The sequence below is a fragment of the Acinetobacter legionensis genome, from assembly GCF_048551735.1.
GTDB lineage: Bacteria > Pseudomonadota > Gammaproteobacteria > Pseudomonadales > Moraxellaceae > Acinetobacter.
In genome coordinates this window covers 57,974-77,463 of record NZ_JBIMBV010000013.1, presented here as the reverse complement: position 1 = coordinate 77,463, position 19,490 = coordinate 57,974, and the positions used below count along the sequence as shown (strand labels likewise).

Annotated in this window: 9 protein-coding genes; all 9 read left to right on the top strand. The window is 40.9% G+C overall.

What is annotated here, in order from left to right:
* Nucleotides 1-173 precede the first annotated feature (173 nt).
* Entirely contained in the window at nt 174-8,735 is an 8,562-nt protein-coding gene (locus ACG9ZL_RS12975; protein ID WP_419360330.1) for an MBG domain-containing protein, read from the top strand.
* A 3-nt stretch (nt 8,736-8,738) separates the two neighbouring features.
* Nucleotides 8,739-10,424, top strand: coding sequence for a ShlB/FhaC/HecB family hemolysin secretion/activation protein (locus ACG9ZL_RS12970; RefSeq protein WP_419360328.1), 1,686 nt, complete (start codon nt 8,739-8,741; stop codon nt 10,422-10,424).
* Between the two features lie 489 nt (nt 10,425-10,913).
* On the top strand, nt 10,914-11,666 hold the full coding sequence (hutC, locus tag ACG9ZL_RS12965; protein WP_419360326.1) for a histidine utilization transcriptional repressor HutC: 753 nt from the start codon (nt 10,914-10,916) through the stop codon (nt 11,664-11,666).
* Nucleotides 11,663-12,244 (top strand): HutD/Ves family protein, encoded by a 582-nt coding sequence (locus tag ACG9ZL_RS12960; protein ID WP_419328846.1) that lies wholly within the window; start codon nt 11,663-11,665, stop codon nt 12,242-12,244. Before hutC ends, ACG9ZL_RS12960 begins: the two co-directional genes overlap by 4 nt.
* A gap of 236 nt (nt 12,245-12,480) precedes the next feature.
* Complete coding sequence (hutU, locus tag ACG9ZL_RS12955) at nt 12,481-14,157, top strand: urocanate hydratase (RefSeq protein WP_262781686.1); 1,677 nt, start codon at nt 12,481-12,483, stop codon at nt 14,155-14,157.
* Nucleotides 14,158-14,239: 82 nt separating this feature from the next.
* Nucleotides 14,240-15,778 carry a histidine ammonia-lyase gene (gene hutH, locus ACG9ZL_RS12950; protein ID WP_336954745.1) on the top strand — a complete coding sequence of 513 codons (1,539 nt, stop codon included), beginning with the start codon at nt 14,240-14,242 and terminating at the stop codon, nt 15,776-15,778.
* A gap of 64 nt (nt 15,779-15,842) precedes the next feature.
* Entirely contained in the window at nt 15,843-17,255 is a 1,413-nt protein-coding gene (locus tag ACG9ZL_RS12945) for an amino acid permease (RefSeq protein WP_336954746.1), read from the top strand.
* Nucleotides 17,256-17,307: 52 nt separating this feature from the next.
* Nucleotides 17,308-18,519, top strand: coding sequence for an imidazolonepropionase (gene hutI / locus ACG9ZL_RS12940; protein WP_419360323.1), 1,212 nt, complete (start codon nt 17,308-17,310; stop codon nt 18,517-18,519).
* A gap of 28 nt (nt 18,520-18,547) precedes the next feature.
* On the top strand, nt 18,548-19,468 hold the full coding sequence (hutG, locus tag ACG9ZL_RS12935) for a formimidoylglutamase (protein WP_419360322.1): 921 nt from the start codon (nt 18,548-18,550) through the stop codon (nt 19,466-19,468).
* The last annotated feature ends 22 nt before the right edge of the window (nt 19,469-19,490 follow it).

The window sequence follows — 19,490 nt, the reverse complement described above, 5'->3', positions numbered from 1 at the left end:
TGATGCATAGGGCTTTCTTTCCAATAAACGCTGAATAATTTCATTCAGCGTTTTTATTTTTATCTAAAACGTGAACTTATACATATAAAATACCCAATTTCAGGTATATCTCTATATTCCCCCATTTGATCTAATGATTGATATTTGATCAAAATGTAGATTTGGGGATTATCATGAACAAAATTTATAAAGTTATTTGGAATTCACAACTTAGGTGCTGGCAAGCAGTTTCAGAATTGGCAAAAAATCATAATACTTCACAAAGTACTGTAGACCATAAAAACGCACTGAAGGGCGGTGTTCATAAAGCATCAGGGATAAATTTAATCCGATTGGCTTTTTTGGGGCTGGCTTTATTGCCGTTATCGATTTATGCCGCAATTTCTAATACTGAACTGCCTACAGGCGCCAATATCACTCAAGGTTCAGCCAACATTTCCCAAAATGGCAACGTTTTAAATATTCATCAAAATAGTCAAAACCTTTCGACCAACTGGAATACTTTTAATATTGGTAAAGATGCAACGGTTAATTTTAATCAACAAAACCAGTCATCTATAGCCATTAATCGGGTTTTGGATAGCAATGCATCGCAGATTATGGGGCGTTTAAATGCCAATGGGCAGGTGTTTTTACTCAATCCAAATGGTGTGGTTTTTTCTAAGACAGCTCAAGTGAATGTTGGTGGTTTGGTTGCTTCAACTTTAAGTTTGAACGATGCGGATATTCAAAATGGAAAATATACTTTAAAAGCCAATGCCAATAGCACAGCAACGATAGAAAATAACGGTAGTATTCAAACTTTATCAGGTGGAACTGTTGCGCTGATTGCGCCCAATGTTAAAAATACCGGCTCTATTGTGACACCGAATGGCGTTACTCATCTCACTGCTGCCAGTCAAGTCACTCTTGCTTTACAGGATGGTTCACTGACCCAGTACCAAGTTGATCAAGGGGTATTAAAAGGCTTGGTGGACAATGGTGGTGCAATTCTTGCCGACAATGGCGCTGTATATTTAACTGCAAAAGCCAAAGACAGTTTAAGTAAAGCCGTGGTCAATCATAGTGGGATTATTGAAGCGAATCGCTTAAGCCAAAATGCCAAAGGTGAAATCATTTTGTTAGGTGATATGCAAAATGGTGAAACAAATGTCAGTGGCCTGCTTAAAGCTGAAGGGAAAAATGGTCAAGATGGTGGGTTTATTGAAACTTCAGCAGCCAAAGTAAAGATTAATAATAATACGATAGTGTCCTCTCATTCTGAGGGCGGGAAAATCGGAAACTGGTTGATCGACCCTACCGATTTCAGTATTAATTCAGGTAATGCATCGGCAAGTAGTAGCGGCATAGGCGCAACCACTTTAGCAAGCAGTCTTGCAACCAGTAATGTCATATTGCTAACTAGCTCTACGGGTAACCAAAAGGGTGATATCAATGTGAATGCTGATGTGACTTGGGGGAGTGCGACCAGCCTGACTTTAAATGCACAAAATGACATCAACATTAATGCCAACATCACAGCGACCAATAACAGTGGCAAACTTAATTTGATATATGGACAAAATACAGCCAATACCAATGCTAATTACTATATTAACACTGGCGCAAAAATAAACTTAAAGGCTGGGCAGAATTTTAGTACCCAAAAAGGAACGGCTGCTACCATTAACTATCAAGTCATTACGGCTTTGGGCGCACAGGGTTCGACTACAAGTCAAGATTTACAAGGGATCAACGGTAACCTGAGTGGTAATTATGTGTTGGGTGCAGACATAGATGCCAGTAGTACATGGCAGTGGAATGGCTATACCGGATTCGACCCAATTGGCTTTTATAATGCAACTTTAAGTCCAATGGATCTATCACAACAAGCTTTTCGTGGACGGTTTGATGGATTAGGTCATGCGATTAGTGGATTAAGTATTGACTCTATGTATCAGGGCATTGGACTGTTTGCGATTACGCATCAGAATGCACTTATACAAAATCTTGGACTGAATAATATAAGTTATTCAGGTTATGGAAAAACAGGTGGGATCGTGGGGCTTAATCTTGGCACGATTAATAATGTTTATGTCAATGCTGGCTTAGTCACAGGTAATACCGAGCAGTATGGCGGATTGGTGGGTTGGAACTATAATTCAGGAAATATCTTAAATTCTTATGCCAATGTGACTGTAAAAGGAAAATATTCTAATAATAATTATATTGGTGGTTTGGTTGGTTATAGTGACGGAGTTGTAAGTTCTTCTTTTGCAACAGGTGCAGTGACAGGAAATAATTATATTGGTGGTTTAGTTGGTGGAATATCAGGGCAAATCAATAACTCTTATGCAACAGGTACTGTCATCGGAAATCAATATGTTGGAGGACTGGTGGGTTTCAATGGCGGAAGTGTTGACAAAAATTATTCTTCTGGAAGTGTAACTGGGAATACTTTTGTTGGTGGTCTCGTTGGTGGTGGTAATGGTACAACCACAAATAGTTTCTGGAACACCAGTACTTCTGGAAGAACAAGCAGTGCGGGTGGTATAGGAAAAACCACAACAGAACTTCAGCAAATTTCTACTTTTGCAGGTTGGGATATTGATGATGCAGGTGGTACAGGAAAAGTCTGGCGTATTTATGAAGGAAGATCTGCGCCGTTACTACGTCATTTCCTTAAACCCTTGGTTACAGAAATTGTCGCTAATTTTTCTGACAAAATTTATGATGGATCAATAGCTTCTGGAACTCTGGCTTCAGGACTGAATTATAAAACAACCAGTAAAAATGCAGGGATTTATAGTTTAAATGATGGCTCAATCCTGATTAGTGGTGTTCCAATCGCGGCAAATACAACACAGTTTGGCGATGATGTAATTTATAAAGAAAATGGTGGATCAGGTTCATTAACAATCGCGAAAAGAGATTTAAATATTAATGGCTTGAGCGTTGCTGACAAAGTCTATGATACATCAAAAGTAGCAACATTATCGGGTACTGCTGGAGTGACAGTGCTGTCAGGTGATTCAGTGACACTTTCGGGTATTGGATTTGGATCATTTACTGATAAAAATGTGGGCAATAATAAAAATGTGATTGTGTCGGGTTATACGCTGACTGGAACAGATGCTTTAAATTACAACTTGCTACAGCCGACAAATCTTAAAGCCAGTATAACGCCTGCAGTTTTAACCATTAATGGAATAAGTGTTGCAGATAAAACGTATGATGGCTTGTTCTATGCGACCTTAAATGGTACTGCTTCAATCAATCCATTTGCTGGAGATTTTGTTGGATTGACTGGTAGTGGTATAGGTACATTTACAGATAAGAATGCAGGAATCCGGTCTGTGATCGTAACAGGCTATAACTTAACAGGTGCGGATGCAGGAAATTATACTTTTAGTCAGCCTATAGGTTTAAGTGCCACAATTCACAAAGCACAAGCCATTGTAAAGGCCAATAGTTTAAATACGGTTTATAACGGTAAAGATCAAACGGCTGCTGGCTTTAGTGCAACAGGCTTGGTCAATGGCGAAACTACAACTGTATTGTCAGGCGTGACTGCAACAGTGACTGCTAAAGATGCAGGCAAATACACCAACACAGTAACAGGTGCAGACAAGAACTATGATCTGACACTTATTGATGGCTCATTAGATATTGCTAAGGCGAAAGCCACCGTAACCGCCAATAGCGTATCAACCACCTATAACGGTAAAGATCAAACGGCTGTTGGCTTTAGTGCAACAGGCTTGGTCAATGGCGAAACTACAACTGTATTGTCAGGTGTTTCGGCAACTGTCACAGGTAAAGATGCCGGTAGTTATGCCAATACAGCCACAGGTACAGATAAGAACTATGAGCTAAGTTTTGTTAATGGCTCTTTGGATATCGCCAAAGCTAAGGCGACAGTAACAGCCAATAGTGTAACAACGACCTATAACGGTAAAGATCAAACGGCTGCTGGTTTTAGTGCGACAGGCTTAGTCAATGGTGAAACTGAATCGGTATTGTCAGGTGTTTCAGCCACGGTGACTGCTAAAGATGCAGGTCAATATACCAATACCGCAACAGGTATAGATAAAAACTATGAGCTCAGTTTTGTTAATGGCTCATTAGATATTGCTAAAGCTAAAGCTACTGTCACCGCCAATAGCGTATCAACCATTTATAACGGTAAAGACCAAACGGCTACTGGCTTTAGTGCGAAAGGCTTAGTCAATGGTGAAACAGAATCAGTATTATCAGGCGTAAACGCAACGGTGAATGCTAAAGATGCAGGCAAATACAACAACACAGTAACAGGTGTAGACAAGAACTATGATCTGACGCTTATTGATGGCTCTTTGGATATTGCTAAGGCCAAAGCCACCGTAACCGCCAATAGTTTAAATACGGTTTATAACGGTAAAGATCAAACAGCTGCTGGCTTTAGTGCAACAGGCTTGGTCAATGGTGAAACTACAAGTGTATTGTCAAGTGTTTCGGCAACTGTCACAGGCAAAGATGTAGGCAAATACACCAACACAGTAACAGGTGTAGATAAGAACTATGATCTGACGCTTATTGATGGCTCATTAGATATTGCTAAAGCTAAAGCCACTGTTACTGCCAATAGTTTAAATACGGTTTATAACGGTAAAGAGCAAACAGCTGTTGGTTTTAGTGCGACAGGCTTAGTCAATGGTGAAACTGAATCGGTATTGTCAGGTGTTTCAGCAACGGTGACTGCTAAAGATGCAGGTCAATATACCAATACTGCAACAGGTCTAGATAAGAACTATGAGCTAAGCTTTGTTGATGGCTCATTAGATATTGCGAAAGCCAAAGCCACCGTAACTGCTAATAGTGTATCGACTACCTATAACGGTAAAGATCAAACGGCTGCTGGCTTTAGCGCTTCTGGTTTAGTCAATGGTGAAACTGAATCAATTTTATCAGGTGTTTCAGCCACGGTGACTGCTAAAGATGCTGGCAAATACACTAATAGCGCAACAGGTCTAGACAAGAACTATGAGTTAAGTTTTATTGATGGTTCTTTGGATATCGCCAAAGCTAAAGCCACTGTCACCGCCAATAGTTTAAATACGGTTTATAACGGTAAAGAGCAAACAGCTGTTGGTTTTAGTGCGACAGGCTTAGTCAATGGTGAAACAGAATCAGTACTCTCAGGTGTAAATGCAACTGTCACAGGCAAAGATGCAGGCCAATACACCAATACCGCAACAGGTCTAGACAAGAACTACGAGCTAAGCTTTGTTGATGGCTCATTAGATATTGCCAAAGCCAAAGCCACTGTCACCGCCAATAGTTTAAATACGGTTTATAACGGTAAAGATCAAACAGCTGCTGGCTTTACTGCGACAGGTTTAGTCAATGGTGAAACTGAATCCGTACTCTCAGGTGTAAATGCAACGGTGACTGCTAAAGATGCAGGCAAATACAACAACACAGTAACAGGTGTAGACAAGAACTATGATCTGACGCTTATTGATGGCTCTTTGGATATTGCCAAAGCTAAAGCTACAGTAACTGCCAATAGCGTATCGACTACCTATAATGGTAAAGATCAAACTGCTACTGGTTTTAGTGCAACAGGTTTGGTCAATGGTGAAATTGAATCAGTACTCTCAGGTGTAAATGCAACTATCACAGGCAAAGATGCAGGCCAATACATCAATACCGCAACGGGTATAGATAAAAACTACGAGTTAAGCTTTGTTGATGGCTCATTGGATATTGCCAAGGCTAAAGCCACCGTAACCGCCAATAGTGTAACAACCACCTATAATGGTAAAGATCAAACAGCTGCTGGCTTTACTGCGACAGGTTTGGTCAATGATGAAACAGAATCAGTACTCTCAGGCGTTTCAGCAACGGTGACAGCTAAAGATGCAGGCCAATACACCAATACAGCCACAGGTGTAGACAAGAACTATGATCTGACGCTTATTGATGGCTCATTAGATATTGCTAAAGCTAAAGCTACTGTAACCGCCAATAGTTTAAATACGGTCTATAACGGTAAAGAGCAAACGGCTGCGGGTTTTAGTGCAACAGGTTTGGTTAATGGTGAAACAGAATCGGTATTGTCAGGCGTTTCAGCAACGGTGACGGCTAAAGATGCTGGCAAATACACCAATACTGCAACGGGTCTCGATAAGAACTACGAGCTTAGCTTTGTTGATGGCTCATTAGATATCGCCAAAGCTAAAGCAACGGTAACCGCCAATAGTTTAAATACGGTTTATAACGGTAAAGATCAAACAGCTGCTGGCTTTACTGCTACTGGTTTAGTGAATGGTGAAACTGAATCAATTTTATCAGGTGTTTCAGCCACGGTGACTGCTAAAGATGCTGGCAAATACACTAATAGCGCAACAGGTCTAGACAAGAACTACGAGCTAAGCTTTGTTGATGGCTCATTAGATATTGCCAAAGCGAAAGCTACAGTAACTGCCAATAGCGTATCGACTACCTATAATGGTAAAGATCAAACAGCTGTTGGCTTTAGTGCGACAGGTTTGGTCAATGGTGAAACTGAATCAGTCTTATCAGGTGTTTCAGCAACAGTGACTGCCAAAGATGCAGGTCAATACACCAATAGCGCAACGGGTCTAGATAAAAACTACGAGTTAAGTTTTGTTGATGGCTCATTAGACATTGCCAAAGCTAAAGCCACTGTCACCGCCAATAGTTTAAATACGGTTTATAACGGTAAAGATCAAACAGCTGTTGGCTTTACTGCAACAGGCTTGGTCAATGGGGAAGATACATCGGTACTCTCAGGTGTTTCAGCAACGGTGACTGCTAAAGATGCAGGTCAATACACCAATAGCGCAACGGGTCTAGACAAGAACTACGAGTTAAGTTTTGTTGATGGTTCATTGGATATCACCAAAGCCAAAGCTACTGTCACCGCCAATAGTTTAAATACGGTTTATAACGGCAAAGATCAAACAGCTGCTGGCTTTACTGCAACAGGTTTGGTCAACGGTGAAACTGAATCGGTATTATCAGGTGTTTCAGCAACTGTCACAGGTAAAGATGCAGGTAGTTATGCCAATACAGCCACAGGTCTAGATAAGAACTATGATCTTAGTTTTATTGATGGCTCATTAGATATTGCTAAGGCTAAAGCCACTGTGACCGCCAATAGTGTATCAACTACTTATAATGGTAAAGATCAAACAGCTACTGGCTTTACTGCAACAGGCTTGGTCAATGGTGAAACTGAATCAGTACTCTCAGGTGTTTCAGCTACTGTGACTGCTAAAGATGCAGGTCAATATACCAATAGTGCAACGGGTCTAGACAAAAACTATGAACTAAGCTTTGTTGATGGCTCTTTGGATATCACCAAAGCTAAAGCCACTGTGACCGCCAATAGTGTATCAACTACTTATAATGGTAAAGATCAAACAGCTACTGGCTTTACTGCAACAGGTTTGGTCAATGGTGAAACAGAATCGGTATTGTCAGGTGTAACTGCAACGGTTACCGGCAAAGATGCTGGCCAATACACCAATAGTGCAACGGGTCTAGACAAGAACTACGAGTTAAGTTTTGTTGATGGTTCATTAGATATCGCCAAAGCCAAAGCTACTGTGACCGCCAATAGCTTAAATACAGTCTATAACGGTAAAGACCAAACGGCTATTGGTTTTAGTGCAACAGGTTTGGTCAATGGTGAAACTGAATCGGTCTTATCAGGTGTTTCAGCAACGGTGACTGCTAAAGATGCTGGCAAATACACCAATACTGCAACAGGTCTCGACAAGAACTATGATCTTAGTTTTATTGATGGCTCATTAGATATTGCTAAAGCTAAAGCCACTGTGACCGCCAATAGTGTATCAACCACCTATAACGGTAAAGATCAAACTGCTGCTGGTTTTAGTGCTTCTGGTTTAGTCAATGGAGAGACAGAATCTGTATTATCTGGTGTAAGCGCAACGGTTACCGGCAAAGATGCTGGCAAATACGCCAATACTGCAACGGGTGCAGACAAAAACTATGAGCTAACTTTTGTTAATGGTGCATTGGATATTGCGAAAGCTAAAATTAACCAAGTGACAGACATTAGCGCCAATAATCGTATTTATGATGCAACCACCAACGCAACATTAAATACTGGATCAGCACAATTCACTGGTATGGTTGCAGGCGATGAATTGAAAGTTGCAACAGCAACTGGACAATTCGGTGATAAAAATGTGGGTATAGCAAAACAAGTCTCGATTCAGGGTGTCAGTTTAAGTGGTGCAGATGCACACAACTACGAGTTGGTGAATAACACTGCACAAACTACGGCAGATATTCGCCAAGCCAATATTCAAAACATTGCTGGAATTACGGCCAACAATCGTACTTATAATGGATTAACTGCCGCTGAACTTAATCTCAGCAACGCACAATTCAACGGGATCTACGCTGGGGATAATTTAAACGTTGCAACAGCAATAGGACAATTTGACAGTGCAACCACAGGGCAAGCAAAAAATGTATCGATTACAGCTTTAAGTCTAGGTGGCTTAGATGCTCAAAACTACAAACTTGTGGATACCACCGCTGTGACCACAGCTGATATTTATCTGTTAACCCCTGCAGCGTATTTACAAGCCATACAATTCAAACGACCGCGTTATTTGCCTGAAACCAATAACGTCTTAAATACAGTTGATTTAGATGTACGCCAAGGTGGAGTTAACACTGCAGGTATTCAAATTTTGGCAGGGGAGCACTAATTGATGAAACAACAACACAATATTTTGGCAACATCTGTGGCTGCTTGTCTGATGCTTTTGACCAGCAGTAACCATGCAGCGCCAGCACCTAATGCGGGTCAACTGCTACAACAACAGCAACAAGGACAAAGCCTTGAACCACAGGCTGCTGTTCAGATAGAAAGTTCAGCAAGCAATAACGTACCTAACTCACCTGATATCCAAATTCCTGTACGCAAAATTGAAATCACTGGAAATAGTCGTTTTAGCACAGCGCAATTGCATCACTTAGTGGCGGATGCCGAAGGTAAACAATTGAGTCTTCAGCAACTTTGGCAAGTAGCCCAAAAGATTACCACTTACTACCAGCAACAGGGCTATGCCTATAGTCGGGCTTATCTGCCTCAGCAGAATCTAAGTCAGGGTGTAGTACGTATCAATGTACTCGAAGCGTATTATGATCAAACCCAGATTGATAATCAAAGTCGAACGCAAAACTGGCTAATTGAACAAACCGTTGCACCACTTAAACAAGGTGAGCGGATCAACAGTGACCAGATGCAACAACAACTCAAACTGCTCAATCGTTTAAATGGGGTCAATACCCGAAATGTTTTGACCCCTGGTGCAACAGTCGGAAGTAGCCAACTCAATGTTGAAGTACAAAATGCAGGCATGTTGAATGGTTATATTGGCGCAGATAACTTTGGTAATCGTTATACCAGTCAAGTGCGTGGAACCGCTGGAATTTCTGCCAACAACCTTGCAGGCTTAGGCGATGAACTGAGTTTAGATGTAATGACTGCAGGCAAACGCATGAACTACGGGCGCGTGGGTTATGCATTTACCTTTACAGGAATGGGTACTCGGGCAGGCGCAAGTTATTCTTATCTAGATTATGAACTTGGAAAAGAGCTAAAAAACATTGGCGCAGAAGGGAGTGCTGCACAAAGTAGCGTATTCATTAGCCAACCTGCCTTACTGACCAATAATGCAGAAGTCCTTCTCAGCTTACAATATGATCATAAACAACTGAAAGATGATATTCAGCTCAATCAATATTACAAACATCGAAATATTGACGTGGTGACTGCCCGACTGGATGGCTCGCAGTTCGATCAATTCTTGGGTGGAGGCTTAACCCAATATGGTGCCTCAACCAGTTATGGTCGTGTGAAATTTAAAAACGATGATGCCGCTGCTTTAGATGCGCAAACAGCGAAGACAGCTGGAGACTACTATACAGCTACATTGAATCTGTCACGCTTACAAAACCTAAGCAATAAGGGCACGCAAGGCTATTTGGGAGTTTATGGACAATACAGTCCTTATAATCTAGACAGTGCAGAGCAATATCTAGGTGGTGGTCCATTTAATGTTCGTGGTTATGAATCGAGTCAATTTGCAGGCTCTACAGGTTATTTGGCCACGGCAGAACTGAGACAAAGTTTATTTGCCGATGCAAAGCATCAGCTAACAGGGAAAGTATTTATCGATACAGCAGAAGTCACGTTAAATGCTAAGCGTTGGGCAGGTGTGACAGGCGATAATCAAGTTCAAATCAGTAGTGCAGGTTTAGGTTTGAACTGGACGAGTGCGTGGAATATTCAAGCCAATGCAGAAGTTGCCTTTCCAATTGGAAATACGCCAGAGCAGTTGCAAGACCGTGATAATCACCAGTACTGGTTGAGTTTAAGAAAGACTTTCTAATTTGATTGAATAAATAAGGAGGCTTTTGTCTTCTTATTTATGTCGCCACGCGATAGCAACACGCTGTATGGTTAAACTCAATTTATTTGAGTAACGAAAAACTCCCTCCTTCAAAAAAGGTGAGAAGTATTCACTTCGCAAGGGGGAGGATTCAAACAATCTGAGTAAAAACTTAGCAAAAGGGATTTAAAAATCTAGCTGATGAGAATAAAACTTACACAGCCACACTTTACATTTAAAGTTTAAATTCTTTTGCGTAGACGAAGTCAAACCTTGCGCTGCAAACAAAGCCGATTAATATTCGTTGGGTGACCGCTACACCATCTATGATTAAATGATGTAAAAGCAAAATGATTAAATGGATATAAGTTGGAATGCCATTGATGAGTAATGGATATTTTTATCATGATTATTTGTATAGGCTTGTATATACAAATAACATCGACTCAAGATACAATGAGTTAGAATATTTTGTATGAGTTTTAGCCAATGTCAAGAGCGTCAAAGCACAATGATCTAGACTTATCTCTAGAAGAAGATAGTCCTGTTCCTTTGTATTTGCGCGTGAAGCAAATGATTTCACAAAAAATTTATGAAGGAACATGGACTGTAAATAAAAAAATTCCTTCAGAAAGTGAGTTGGTGAATTTACTGGGTTGTAGTCGTATGACGGTCAATCGGGCATTGCGCGAACTGACCAGTGAAGGTTTATTGGTGCGTATACAAGGTGTTGGCTCTTTTGTCGCTGAAGGGCAAGGTCGTACAGCATTATTTCATGTGAATAATATTGCAGAAGAAATTATTGCGAGAAATCATAAACATCATGCTGAAGTATTGGTACTTGAACAAATTCAAGCCAATGAAGAACAAAGTCGATTAATGCAAATTCGAGAAGGACAACGACTATTTCACTCGATCATTGTGCATTATGAAAATGATGTGCCTGTGCAGATCGAAGATCGTTTAGTTGATCCCGTACTGATTCCAGATTATTTGGCACAAGATTTTAAAACTATCACGCCTAATGCCTATTTAATGTCAAAAGCACCTGTTACTGAAGGTGAGCATGTGGTTACTGCGATTCTTGCTTCAGCACAAGAATGTAAATGGCTAAAAATCAATAAAACAGAGCCTTGTTTATTGATCCGCCGTAGAACATGGTCCAATAAACAACTGATCTCCAGTGCAAGACTGATTTATCCTGGCAGTCGCTATTATTTGGAAGGTAAATTTATCCAATGATTGAGCTTTTAAAAGCCAGCCATTACAAAAAAATGCGATGGAAAAATGGGAAAGGCTATACGCTTGAAATCGCCCGTAGTGTCGGTGAAAGCTTAGTTGAGTTTGATTGGCGGATTTCGATGGCCGATGTGAAAACATCGAGTGATTTTTCCAAGTTTAATGGGATGAATCGCTTTTTGACGGTATTGGAAGGTCAAGGTCTTTCACTGCGTATAGATGATGATTTTAAGTATTTAAAAACATTGCAGTCCGTCGAGTTTCGTGGAGACAGCGTGGTCAGTTGTGAATTGCTGGCAGGGTACATTCGCGATTTTAATTTGATTTTTAATCCAAAAAAGTTTGATGCACAGTATCAGTGGATTTTCTCTCCAGAAGCCTTAGAAATACCCATATTATCTGACGTGATGTTTGTTTTTAATCAGAGTGTTGAGGTGTTAGTTATCGAAATTGGTCAACAGATTTTTCATCTGGAACATCAGGACAGTCTTAAACTCGAAGATGAAAAATCATTAAAGACAATCATTTTAAATCAGCAATTTTTAAAGCAAACTTGTCTAATACAACTCACAAAAATCTAAATTTCATTGATTCTACTTAAACGCATACAACCTTAAGTTGTCTGCGTTTTTTGTTTTTATGAAAAATAAATCTATTTATTTTATATGTTTATAAATTTTTTTAAAAATAATTTAAAAAGCATCTTTTCAATATTAAAGATTTGTGTAGTATATAGATGTATATACAAGTTAGTACATTGCTATACAGTGAATGCAGTTTAATTTGCTGGTTTAAACTCAAAGGAAGGAGTCCTATTGTGACAACAACGACAACAAAATTTCGTGATGTAGAAATTCGCGCACCTCGTGGTACTAAGCTCAATGCAAAAAGTTGGTTGACTGAAGCTCCACTGCGTATGTTGATGAATAATCTTGATCCTGATGTCGCAGAGAATCCAAAAGAGCTTGTTGTTTACGGTGGTATTGGTCGTGCTGCACGTAATTGGGAATGTTATGACAAGATTGTTGAAACACTTAAAACTTTAGAAAATGACGAAACTTTATTGGTTCAATCAGGTAAACCCGTCGGCGTATTCAAAACACATAAAGATGCACCACGTGTTCTTATTGCCAATTCAAACTTAGTTCCACATTGGGCAAATTGGCAACATTTCAACGAGCTAGATGCCAAAGGCTTGGCAATGTATGGTCAAATGACCGCAGGTTCTTGGATCTATATCGGCAGCCAAGGCATTGTACAAGGCACCTATGAAACTTTTGTTGAAGCTGGTCGCCAGCACTACAACGGGGACTTAAAAGGTCGTTGGGTGTTGACTGCTGGTTTAGGTGGAATGGGAGGGGCTCAGCCTTTAGCTGCGACATTGGCAGGCGCATGCTCGCTTAATATCGAATGCCAGCAAGCCAGTATTGATTTCCGTTTACGTACACGTTATGTCGATGAACAAGCAACAGATTTAGATGATGCTTTGGCGCGTATCGACCGTTATACCAAAGAAGGCAAGGTGATTTCGATTGCGCTACATGGCAATGCAGCTGAAATTTTACCTGAATTAGTTCGCCGTGGCGTTCATCCGGACATGGTGACGGATCAAACCAGTGCACATGATCCACTCAATGGCTATTTACCCATTGGTTGGACATGGGAAGAATATCGTCAACGTGCCAAAACTGAGCCAGAAGCAGTGGTAAAAGCTGCAAAACAATCTATGGCAAAGCATGTACAAGCGATGTTGGATTTCCAAAAAATGGGTGTTCCAACCTTTGACTATGGCAATAATATCCGTCAAATGGCGCAGGAAGAAGGCGTAGAAAACGCATTTGATTTCCCTGGTTTTGTACCTGCTTATATCCGTCCATTATTCTGTCGTGGTATTGGACCATTCCGTTGGGTTGCACTTTCAGGTGACCCTGAAGATATCTATAAAACAGATGCAAAAGTTAAAGAATTGATTCCAGATGATGAACATTTACATCGTTGGTTAGACATGGCAAGAGAACGGATTAGCTTCCAAGGCTTACCAGCACGTATTTGCTGGGTTGGTTTAGGCTTGCGTGCAAAATTAGGTCTGGCATTTAATGAAATGGTACGTAGTGGTGAGCTTTCAGCACCAATCGTCATAGGTCGCGATCATTTAGACTCAGGTTCGGTTTCCAGTCCAAATCGTGAAACTGAAGCAATGCAAGATGGTTCCGATGCTGTATCTGATTGGCCATTATTGAATGCTTTACTTAATACAGCAGGTGGCGCGACTTGGGTTTCATTACATCACGGCGGTGGTGTCGGGATGGGCTTCTCTCAACACTCAGGTGTCGTGATTGTTTGTGATGGTACCGATGAAGCAGCAGCACGTATTGCTCGGGTATTGACCAATGACCCAGCAACAGGCGTGATGCGTCATGCAGATGCTGGTTATGATATTGCCGTCGAATGTGCCAAAGCGCAAGGTTTGAACTTGCCGATGATCACCAAATAAAAGACATGGACATTACGATGCTTTTTGCAATTGTGTAAGTAGCATCGTAAGAGAACAATATAGCGTAAAACAGGACGTCAAAATGGAACTCTTAATTCAACCAGGCAAGCTCACTCTCGCAGATCTTCGCCAAGCGTATTTAAATCCAATCAAAGTTAAACTGGATGACAGTGCTTATGCTGGCATCAATGCCAGTGTTGCATGTGTCGAAAAGATTGTGAATGAAGGACGCACAGCTTACGGTATCAATACTGGTTTTGGCTTACTCGCTTCAAGTAAAATTGCTCCTGAAGACTTAGAACAGTTACAACGTTCATTGGTACTTTCTCATGCTGCTGGTGTGGGAGTCCCTTTAGATGATGCGATGGTTCGCTTAATTATGTTGTTAAAGGCCAATAGTTTGGCACGTGGTTTTTCTGGTATCCGTCCTAAAGTGATTGATGCAATCCTTGCCTTGATCAATGCAGAAGTTTATCCACATATTCCATTAAAAGGTTCAGTCGGCGCTTCAGGTGACTTGGCACCCCTTGCACATATGTCTCTGGTTTTACTCGGTGAAAGTAAAGCACGCTATAAAGGGGAATGGTTCCCAGCAGTTGAAGCACTTAAAATCGCAGGTTTAGAACCCATTACTTTAGCAGCCAAAGAAGGTTTGGCACTTTTAAATGGTACACAGGTTTCAACAGCATACGCATTACGTGGTCTATTTGAAGCTGAAGATTTATTTGCTGCTGCGACCGTTTGTGGTGGGTTAAGCGTTGAAGCTATGCTCGGTTCACGTGCGCCGTTTGATGCACGTGTCCATGAAGTTCGTGGTCAGCGTGGTCAAATTGATGTTGCCGCTGCATATCGTGACTTATTGACTGAATCAAGTGAAATTGCACATTCACATGAAGATTGTAGCAAGGTTCAAGACCCGTATTCACTGCGTTGTCAACCTCAAGTGATGGGGGCTTGTTTAACGCAAATTCGCCAAGCAGCAGAAGTATTAGCGATTGAGTCGAATGCAGTTTCAGATAACCCATTGGTGTTTGCGGCAGAAGGTGACGTAATCTCAGCGGGTAACTTCCATGCTGAACCTGTGGCAATGGCTGCTGATAATTTAGCCTTAGCGATTGCAGAGATTGGTTCACTGTCTGAACGTCGTGTTTCGATGATGATGGATCGCCATATGTCACAGCTTCCTCCATTTTTGGTTGCCAATGGTGGGGTGAATTCGGGCTTTATGATTGCTCAAGTAACAGCCGCTGCGTTAGCGAGTGACAATAAAGCACTTGCACATCCTGCCAGTGTTGATAGTTTACCGACCTCTGCAAATCAGGAAGACCATGTTTCCATGGCGCCTAATGCAGGAAAACGCTTGTGGTATATGGCTGATAACGTTCGCGGCATTCTTGCAGTTGAGTGGTTAGGTGCATGTCAAGGACTTGATTTCCGTGAAGGATTGAAAAGCTCTCCTAAACTTGAGCGTGCCCGAAAAATTCTGCGTGATCAAGTGGCGTATTACAGTGAAGATCGTTTCTTCGCGCCAGATATCGAACAAGCAAGTGAATTGCTCGCAAGTGGTTGTCTGAACGAATTGCTCATTGCAAAGCTACTACCGAGCTTGTCCGAAGTGTGATCAATAAAACGGTCACATGGAGTGACCGAATCTAACTAAATTTCCTCAAGGATTGGAGATTATAATGTCACAACACTCCACATTACAGCGGGGGTTAAACACCCGTCATATCCGCTTTTTGGCATTGGGTTCAGCGATTGGCACGGGGCTTTTCTATGGATCAGCAACGGCAATTAAAATGGCTGGTCCGTCTGTTTTAATTGCTTATATGGTTGCAGGGATTGCAATTTATATTGTGATGCGAGCATTAGGGGAAATGGCTGTTCATAACCCTGTATCAGGTTCTTTTAGTGAATATGCCTCAAATTATATTGGTCCTTTAGCTGGTTTTACCACAGGTTGGACCTACGTTTTTGAAATGATCATTGTCGCCTTGGCTGACGTGACTGCTTTCGGTATCTATATGGGGTTTTGGTACCCCGATGTGCCACGATGGATCTGGATTTTATCGCTGATTATGTTCTTAGGGGCAATTAACCTGATCCACGTTAAAGTCTTTGGTGAGGTGGAGTTCTGGTTATCCATCGTCAAGGTCAGTGCTATTGTTGCCATGATTTTGGGTGGTTTTGGTCTGATGTTCTATGGCTTCAATGCCGATCACACTGGTTTTGTACCAGGTATTCAAAACCTATGGATTCATGAAGGTTTTATGCCAAATGGGATTATGGGTTTAGTTGCCTGTTTATCTGTTGTGGTATTTGCATTCGGTGGCATCGAAATCATTGGGATTACAGCGGGTGAGTCACAAGATCCGAAAACGTCGATTCCTCGTGCGATTAATGCGGTTCCTGTGCGTATCTTACTTTTTTATATTCTGACGATTTTTGTATTGATGTCGATTTTCCCATGGAATCAAATTGGTAGCCAAGGCAGTCCATTTGTACAAATTTTTGAAAATTTAGGCATCAAATCTGCAGCAACTGTTTTAAATATTGTGGTCATTACAGCTGCAATTTCCGCGATCAATAGTGATGTATTTGGTGCAGGGCGTATGCTCTATGGTATGTCTAAGCATAAACAAGCACCTCAAGTGTTCCAGAAACTCTCACGTAATGGTGTTCCATGGATGACTGTAGTGGTGATGGCGGGGGTGTTACTTATTGGGGTAGTGCTTAACTATCTGATTCCTGAAAATGTATTTATTATCATCGCATCAATTGCAACATTTGCAACAGTTTGGGTGTGGTTGATGATTTTACTTTCTCAAGTGGGCATGCGTCGTAAACTATCTAAGTTAGAAATTAAAGCATTAGATTTCCCTGTAATAGGTTGGCCTTATGCGCCTGCATTTGCCATTGTATTTATGCTGTTTATTTTAGCCATGATGGGATATTTTCCAGACTCACGACCTGCGCTTTATGTTGGTATAACCTGGTTAGTTTTACTCTGGATTGCCTATACGATTTGGGTAAAGCCCAAGCAAAACTCAGTAAAAGAAAAACAAGATCTCCAACAAAACATCGAAATGGAAAGCTGATACTGAAGCTGCCCAAGCATGATTAAAGCATGGGCAGTAAGAGGAAATGTCAATGAAAAAACTTTGGACAAACTGTCATATTGCAACTATGCAAGATGGGCGATACTCCAGTGTTGAATATGCTGCAATCGTTACTTTAGCGCAACATATCCACTGGATTGGCGCAGAAAAAGATGTTCCTGTAGATGACTATGCTGAAACCATTGACCTCAATGGCGCATGGGTGACTCCCGGTTTAATTGATTGTCATACGCATAGTGTATTTGGCGGAAATCGCAGTGTTGAGTTTGAAAAACGCTTACAAGGTGCCAGCTATGCAGAAATTGCAGCGAGTGGTGGTGGTATTGCAAGCACTGTACTGGCAACCCGAGAAGCAAGTGAAGAACAACTCCTTGCTTCAGCACTGAAACGTATTCGTTGTATGCTTAAAGATGGAGTAACCACCATTGAAATTAAGTCAGGCTATGGTCTGGACTATAGCAATGAACGCAAAATGCTTCGTGTGATTCGTAAAATCGCTCACACTTTACCGATGACCGTAAAAAGTACGTGTTTGGCTGCACATGCTTTGCCACCAGAGTATCAAGATCAAAGTGATGCTTATATTGAACATATCTGTGCAGAGATGTTACCCAAACTTCATCAAGAAGGTTTAGTCGATGCTGTCGATGCTTTCTGTGAGCATTTGGCATTTTCTCCTGCGCAAGTTGAGCGTGTTTTTAAAGCAGCTCAAGCATTAAACTTACCCGTTAAACTACATGCAGAACAACTCTCATCTCTTGGTGGTTCAACGCTTGCTGCGCGTTACCATGCATTGTCCGCAGATCATTTGGAATACATGACCGAAGCTGATGCCAAAGCCATGGCAACTTCAGGCACAGTTGCTGTGTTATTGCCAGGAGCATTCTATTTTTTAAGAGAAACCAAATATCCACCTTTAGATAGTTTGCATCAACATGGTGTCCGTATTGCATTATCCAGTGATTTAAATCCAGGAACATCGCCAACTTTATCATTACGTTTAATGCTGAATATGGGCAGTACATTATTTCGTTTAACACCAGAGCAAGCACTCGCAGGTGTCACAACGCATGCTGCTTATGCACTGGGTTTACAAGACACTCATGGCACATTAGAACAAGGTAAAGTGGCGGACTTTATTGCTTGGGATATAGAACATCCTTCTGAAATTGTGTATTGGCTTGGCGGTGATTTGTCAAAACGAATCATCCAACATGGAAATGAAATCTTGATCTCAGCATGAGATTAATTTTGATAGAGTGATATTAATAATGAATCATTCATTTATGTGGCAAGGACGACAAGATGGGGAGGGTGATGCATATCTTCGACTCCATCAAGTGATCAATACCAGTCCTCAGGCATCTTTTGCTTTCATTGGCTTTAGTTCAGATGAAGGAGTTAAACGCAATCATGGACGCTTAGGTGCAGCAGATGCACCAGATATGATTCGTGCTCAATTGGCAAATTTACCAGTGCATCAACCTGTGACTATTATCGATTTAGGTACGGTGATTTGTGATCATGCTGAACTTGAAATAGCGCAGACGGAATTAGCGCATCAAGTTGAACGTAGTTTAAATTCCAACATGAAGCCCATTGTGTTAGGTGGTGGACATGAAGTTGCCTTTGGGAGTTTTTCAGGCTTATTTCAATACATTCAAAATAATCATCTAAATAAGAAAATAGGGATTATTAACTTCGATGCACATTTTGATTTGCGCGAAGCTGAATATGTCACTTCAGGCACACCTTTTTTAAATGCTGCTAAACTATTAGAGCAGTTTGATCAAGAATTTAATTACATGTGTATTGGTGTTGCTAAGCATTCAAATACTAAAATTTTGTTTGACACAGCAGCACGTTTAAACTGTAATTATATTTACGATTATGAATTAAAACTGCAAAATGTTGAAAATTTAATCTTAAGAATAAATAATTTTATTAAAAAAGTAGACTATTTGTATATTACGGTTGACCTTGATGTATTTAACGCTAGCATTGCGCCGGGTGTCAGCGCACCTGCGGTGAAAGGAATCGATTTATCTACTTTTGACCCATTATTAGAAGCCATTAAAAAAACTGGCAAGATCAAAGTTTTTGATGTGGCTGAATGTAATCCACGGTTTGATTTGGACAACAGAACTGCCAAATTAGCCGCTTATATCATTTTTAACTACATATTTGATTGATGATTCAAGTGACTTCATCAAA

What these genes read in the sequence shown, in the direction of transcription:
- ACG9ZL_RS12975 (WP_419360330.1), top strand. Translation starts at nt 174, where the DNA reads ATGAACAAAATTTATAAAGTTATTTGGAATTCACAACTTAGGTGCTGG.
- ACG9ZL_RS12970 (WP_419360328.1), top strand. Translation starts at nt 8,739, where the DNA reads ATGAAACAACAACACAATATTTTGGCAACATCTGTGGCTGCTTGTCTG.
- hutC (WP_419360326.1), top strand. Translation starts at nt 10,914, where the DNA reads ATGTCAAGAGCGTCAAAGCACAATGATCTAGACTTATCTCTAGAAGAA.
- ACG9ZL_RS12960 (WP_419328846.1), top strand. Translation starts at nt 11,663, where the DNA reads ATGATTGAGCTTTTAAAAGCCAGCCATTACAAAAAAATGCGATGGAAA.
- hutH (WP_336954745.1), top strand. Translation starts at nt 14,240, where the DNA reads ATGGAACTCTTAATTCAACCAGGCAAGCTCACTCTCGCAGATCTTCGC.
- ACG9ZL_RS12945 (WP_336954746.1), top strand. Translation starts at nt 15,843, where the DNA reads ATGTCACAACACTCCACATTACAGCGGGGGTTAAACACCCGTCATATC.
- hutI (WP_419360323.1), top strand. Translation starts at nt 17,308, where the DNA reads ATGAAAAAACTTTGGACAAACTGTCATATTGCAACTATGCAAGATGGG.
- hutG (WP_419360322.1), top strand. Translation starts at nt 18,548, where the DNA reads ATGAATCATTCATTTATGTGGCAAGGACGACAAGATGGGGAGGGTGAT.